This is a genomic window from Methylobacterium sp. 001424705, assembly GCF_059816145.1.
This window is the reverse complement of record NZ_JCBANU010000057.1, coordinates 1-5,666: the sequence shown is the minus strand read 5'-3', so window position 1 is coordinate 5,666 and position 5,666 is coordinate 1. Positions and strand designations below refer to the sequence as shown.

6 protein-coding genes are annotated in these 5,666 nt (G+C 48.5%); 5 read left to right on the top strand and 1 reads right to left on the bottom strand.

What is annotated here, in order from left to right:
- Window positions 1–157: 157 nt before the first annotated feature.
- The gene (locus tag AC6EUL_RS22510; RefSeq protein ID WP_499872828.1) at window positions 158–967 is read right to left on the bottom strand and encodes a hypothetical protein; all 810 of its coding nucleotides are present in this window, start codon (window positions 965–967) and stop codon (window positions 158–160) included.
- 512 nt (window positions 968–1,479) lie between these two features.
- Here AC6EUL_RS22510 and AC6EUL_RS22505 point away from each other — a divergent pair.
- From AC6EUL_RS22505 to AC6EUL_RS22485, 5 genes are all read left to right on the top strand, one after another.
- Window positions 1,480–1,929, top strand: a complete 450-nt coding sequence (locus AC6EUL_RS22505) for a hypothetical protein (protein ID WP_499872827.1) — start codon at window positions 1,480–1,482, stop codon at window positions 1,927–1,929.
- A complete protein-coding gene (locus tag AC6EUL_RS22500; protein ID WP_499872825.1) occupies window positions 1,926–2,216 on the top strand; it encodes a hypothetical protein in 291 nt (96 codons plus the stop codon). Before AC6EUL_RS22505 ends, AC6EUL_RS22500 begins: the two co-directional genes overlap by 4 nt.
- A 45-nt stretch (window positions 2,217–2,261) precedes the next feature.
- Window positions 2,262–2,531, top strand: coding sequence for a hypothetical protein (locus AC6EUL_RS22495; protein ID WP_499872823.1), 270 nt, complete (start codon window positions 2,262–2,264; stop codon window positions 2,529–2,531).
- Window positions 2,532–2,845: 314 nt separating this feature from the next.
- Entirely contained in the window at window positions 2,846–4,267 is a 1,422-nt protein-coding gene (locus AC6EUL_RS22490; protein ID WP_499872821.1) for an AAA family ATPase, read from the top strand.
- 1 nt (window position 4,268) lies between these two features.
- Window positions 4,269–5,189 carry a DUF4435 domain-containing protein gene (locus tag AC6EUL_RS22485; RefSeq protein WP_499872819.1) on the top strand — a complete coding sequence of 307 codons (921 nt, stop codon included), beginning with the start codon at window positions 4,269–4,271 and terminating at the stop codon, window positions 5,187–5,189.
- The last annotated feature ends 477 nt before the right edge of the window (window positions 5,190–5,666 follow it).

The window sequence follows — 5,666 nt, the reverse complement described above, 5'->3', positions numbered from 1 at the left end:
AGGCGACGAAGTACTGAAAACGTGGGAGTAGGAAAAACAACGAGTTAGCCGGAAGGCAGAGGGTTCGATGCCGAGGAGGTTTTTGGAACAGGCGGAGAGTGAGGGTGAAGGAGGGCTTCTGTATCAGGCAGGAGCGAGTGGTGTCACGGAGTAGTACTCAAACCCGGTATATGTAGTCGGCTGGCTGCTCCAAAACTCCTCGACAAGGAGGAACCTGAAATCGCAAATTGATTTTTGAATCAGGCTGTTTCATCCATATAAACCAAGCATATTCCAGAGTTTGACCCGATTTCTCCACGACTAATTCATCGCGGATTTGTATCCTTTCTACCATCCCACAGACCATCGAAAGTGGATTGGCTTGGTAGAGGCGATTGTATCGCTGCAAAGTACATAGCATGTTCAAAGGGCCTAAAAACGCTACGCCACGGCTTGCAACTCTAAGAGCCTCAAGCGCAAAATCCTCCCATCGAGAGAAGGGTGGGTTTGTGATTACCCAATCAAAACTATCGCCCGGATAATCTTTATCAAGGAAATTGTAGCGCCCACCAAATCCGTATTCACCAATATCCGACGAACGAACACTCCCAAAATAGTCCCAAAGAGCGTCTGAACTATACATTCGACCGCATGCTGGCTCAAGGCAACGCATATTCTTCAGATTCTGAGCCCCACCGAGAATATGCTCACACAATGCTCTATAAACCCAGGGGGCCGTAGGGAAGTCCTCGAAAACGGATTTCGGGGGGGCGCCAAACTTCTTTTTGTCCCAAGCCTCCCAAGAGGCAGCGGCAGCGATGCGTTGTTCCGCAGTGATGCTTGTTTTTCTATGATTCGATGGATGATGAACGTAGTCAAAATCGAACGGCAATCTGTTCTTGCCGTCACTCTTTCGATCTGCGAATGGGCCTGAGCCTTGTGGCCAGGGCCTGTTTAATTCGGTGTCGTAAGCTGTATCTGCGTACACAGGTGACTCCACGTTCCGCTGACGTGCAATGCCAGGATTCGACCTACCCGCCAGTAAATAATCATGGTATATATCCGTATACCTTAGTTCGATGGATGCCTCACGGTACCGAACTGAATCTTATAGGCAAAGATTTATGCCAGATTTATTTTGTATAGACATAATATTTCATGCGAGCGGAGAATGCCAAACAAAATATGATTTACAGTATTTCTAAATCCCGAGGCGAGTGATGAGGCATGGAGACGTAGCTTCTGAGATAATTTACTGTGTGGGGAGATATAAATAGAGATACTATCCACATCAAGGCGGACATGAGAACAACAACTAAGATTATCAATGCCAATGCAGCTTCCAAGTCACTTCGCTTGAAGCTCCAGCTATGCGGGACTCGAACCCTCGCGGGACATTGGAACTGGTGTCGCTCCCCGTGCTGCGACCGCTGCCGACGCCATCGCGCCCGTATCATGGCGGATGCGGCATCGGTCTGGGCGACGGGACAGAGCAACTTCATGCTGCGCAAGGTCCAGATTCGTGTGCCGCGTTGCTCAGGCCCTGACAGCCTTCTGGAAGAGATCAACCAGACTCGGATCACGCTGCGTCGCGCCTTCGATCGCCGCCAGCGCGAGCATGAGCGCTGGAGTAGCATTCGCTGCCTCGGATGTTTCTTGCCCTCGTTCGACGGCACAGCATGGTTGGCGACGTTCCACGGCGTGCTCGATCTCGGCCGCGTTCACGAGGTCACGCTCCTCAATGCGATCGAGCCTTTGGTCGACATTCGCCTTGAGAACTTCCCGTCTGCGCTGGTTCAGAATGACATCCACGCGCACGTGCACTTCGCCTTCGCGAGTGCCAACGGCCTGAAACGGTGCGCTCCGATCCATCTCGCCGCGTATGCTGCTTCGATCACCGCAAGAGGTGGGTACAAAGGGTTGGTCTATCGGAGAGGTCTTCAGGGATGAAGCCGCCGTTCGATCTGGCCAAGCTCCAAGCGCGAGCGGCAGTGCTCCTGCATGATCCTCATGCGTCCACAGATGAGCCGCAACAGCATCAGGTGTGGCTGCTGCCGATCGCTACGGACAAACAGCTACAGACTCGTTGGCAGGCACCGCAGGCGTGGTGTCGTCAGAACGTGCAGCACCAGCAAGGACACCGATGGAGCCGCTGCATGAACCGAGATTCTGGCCAGCCGGTATTCTCGTTCTCGGACGAGGCTACCGGCATGCTGTTCGCGCTTCTGTTCCGATGATTACACCTAAACATTACAGCTACATGAAAAGACGATAGAGGCACCATGAGAGCACAAGAGATCATCAAAGACTACATTGATCCCAACAAAATACCCGCCGACATGTACGCTGAGATTTTAGGCGCGCTCGAACGGTTTGGTGCAACTCCTGCATCATCCGAGTTCATCCAACTGTTGTACTGCGACCGGCGCGAAGAACTCGAACTCGAACAGCTTCAACTCGATCTCGCCCGTACGCGAGCCGAGGTGGAAAATTTTGAAGCGGAAGCTGCACTTGATTATGCTGCTGTTCGCCAAAGACTTGCTACGATCTAAGCGCTGATGCGCCTGAAAATTATTTGACCAATAAGGCAGAGTAGCATTCGCGATCACGTACTTTTATTGCGACCGCGTTCCGTAAATACTTTGATTTCGCGGGCTACCACACCTTCGATCGAATCCGATCGGATGCCTACCCGAGAAGGGCGATAGGCATCTAATCATTCTTCAGATTGGCGCCGAAATCGCTCGTTTCGGCGATCATCCTCCCCCTTTGTAGATGCCATTCCGAGGTTTTGTAGCTAGGATCGCTTGAACTCGCCGATCCGAAGGCTGCTTCGTTTTCGTCCGATCATATCTAAGAGGATGGAATGCAAAGACCAACTAAGTTTCAAATTAGAGGACTATTCGGTAATCGTGACATAACGCTTCCGATTGAAAGCAACGCATTGATCCTGGTAGGGCCGAACGGCATAGGAAAAAGTAGTGTAACAAATATATTTTATTTTTTTATTTCTCGACAATGGAGTAGACTTGCACAGTACGACTTTGCTGAGGTCGGACTCTGGTTTGGGGATCATGAAATCAGAGCAGCTAAAGCTGATATTACGGGATTATCTCAGCTAGATCGCGTGATTGGGAAGCTTAGCCCTTCGTCGCGAATCACATCACATATGGAGAAACTACGTGTTGAGGGACTTCTTGAGGAATTCATTTCTTCAAGAAAGATGAACCATCGATCAAGGGAAATGTTCGCTAATACCCTGAGCATCCCAATTGAAGAGGTTCGACATCTTCAAATGTATGTAATGCGCCGATTTTCTAATTATGAAGACGACGATATATTTGCTACCCCGAGATTTAGCGTCGAAAAGCAGCTTGCCGAAAAGCTTCCCGGAAGAACTCTATATTTGCCTACATACCGACGCATTGAAAAAGACCTCAAAGAGATTTTTCCTGATCTCGAAAGTCGCCTTCAATCGGCGCATCGAGAGGGCACTCCTTTGGGTCTTACACGATCCGCAAAACACTATGTCGATCTGGTCAGCTTCGGAATGGAGGATGTTCGTTCGAACATAGACTCCAAATGCCGATATTTGAGGGATTATTCTCTCGCGCAATTCAATAATTTGTCAGGCTTGTATCTAAGAGACGTGATCAGGGGTACGGCGGACCAGTATTCTCCTTCGCAAATCTCAGGTCTTGATGAAGAAGAACTTGCTGTAATCCTTGGACGAGTAAGCGAGCAGGTCCTCAATGATGAAGATAAGGAGCTTCTTCGAAAAAAGATTCTAGGGATGAAAGGAAAGAAACGCCGGGAGATGGAAGTAAACGATCTGTACCTAGCTCATTATTTTTCGCGTCTAATGAGCGCGAGTACGGATATATCGTTTCAGGAAACTGAAATTTCCGCTTTTGTTGAAGTGTGCAATGCCTATCTTCGGCCGGGTAAGCAATTCGTGTATGACGACACAAAATTTACTATCGAAATTATTGACGATAGAGGCAGGACCCTTGATCTGAGTATGCTTTCTTCGGGCGAAAAGCAGGTGGTTTCTTTGTTCTCTCACTTATACCTTGATGACGCTGACAATCAAATCGTTATCATTGACGAGCCTGAGCTTTCACTATCAGTGCCATGGCAAAAACGATTTCTAACTGATATACTTGAGTCTAATCATTGTAGCTTCATACTATCTGTCACGCATAGTCCGTTCATTTATCAGAATAGCTTAAAAAAATGCGCAGTTGACTTACGGATGCGCACCTCAACATCGTCTGGAGCTAATTGAAGTGGACGATTATGCCCTCTATCTCAGCGAAGAAGCTAAATCTGACATTGTCGCATTGCATCAGTTCAGGATTTTGTATGATCCATCGCCTACATCTTACCATTTCTTCTTTGAAGGAGAGGAAGACAGTTTGTTTTTTATGCCGGAGGCAAGGCGGTGGGTAGGGGATAAATTAGTGAATATTTACGATTGTGGAGGAAAAAAGAATGTAGTGGAGGTTCGCGAGTCGATTAATTCAGATGGATACGACGCTTCATCTTGCTTCTTTTTTGTAGACAGAGATTTCGACGACTATCTAGGCACTCAGGTCGCAATAGATGAATTTACCTATATTACCGATAATTATTCCATTGAAAATGAAATTTCTACAGTTATCTCGACTCGTATACTCTTGGAAGATGTCGTCCGACTTTCGCGTGCTGATCCTGAATTTAGTAGGATAGAGTCAATTATCTCGAATGGACTGGCAAAGTTATATGTCGAGGTTCGCCCATTGATGGCGTGGATTATCGCAGCAAAGCAAGCCGGATGCAAACCAAACCTTCAGAATACAAATGGTTTGAAAGGGGTTATAACACTATCTTCGGGTCTTCCTGAATACTGTATCAGAGGGTTCGCGGAATTTAAAAAGAAAGTCGTAGTGAACGGACGTACGCCTGATATTTCAGACGTTCTGAGGTGGCGTAGGCAGCTTGATCTATCCACTGCAAAGCTCTGGGTAAGGGGAAAATACGAAATTTGGTTTTTCCAACACGCCTTAGTCGCCGCTATTGAAGAAACTAACCGACGTAGGAAGGTAGCAGGCGGGAAAATAATTCGCATTCCAAGCGCACTCCGTGATGGCCGTATATTCGAGATACTTGGTGGTCGGACTCCGTCACCAGCGTCTTTAACCTATTTTTTCCAAGCTCGACTTGGTTAGACCACATGTAAATCTTTCGTTATCAGATTCATCGCTCGGACAACAATGCGCCTGTTTCGCCACGAAGATTACGGTAAACAATGATTATCTTCGCGGCACTACTTATGGCACGCCCCCGCTTTGAGCAGTCGGCCATTGCTGAAACGGGATGATTATCTACCGCCCACTTCTCCCAATTCTCCGCCTTTCGGTTTTATGCTGAATTGAACCCTGGTGCGCTCTTGACATGCACTGCGGGGTTCACCGAGGATGATCCGGTATCGGGGACTTTCCAGCACTACCCTTAGATTGGAGGATTACAGGCGTCGGGCTGCCTTCCACACGCGCGCTGGAGATGCCGTTGGGCACTCGCGGGCCAGGGGAATCCTCATGGAGTTTCTCTTCCGTGTCCCAAAAAGTCCCTTCTTGGATGCGCCTTACATTTCGTTGCTAACCCCTTCTTGATCCTCGCTGCACTTTCCTCGTGGATCAGCGTTC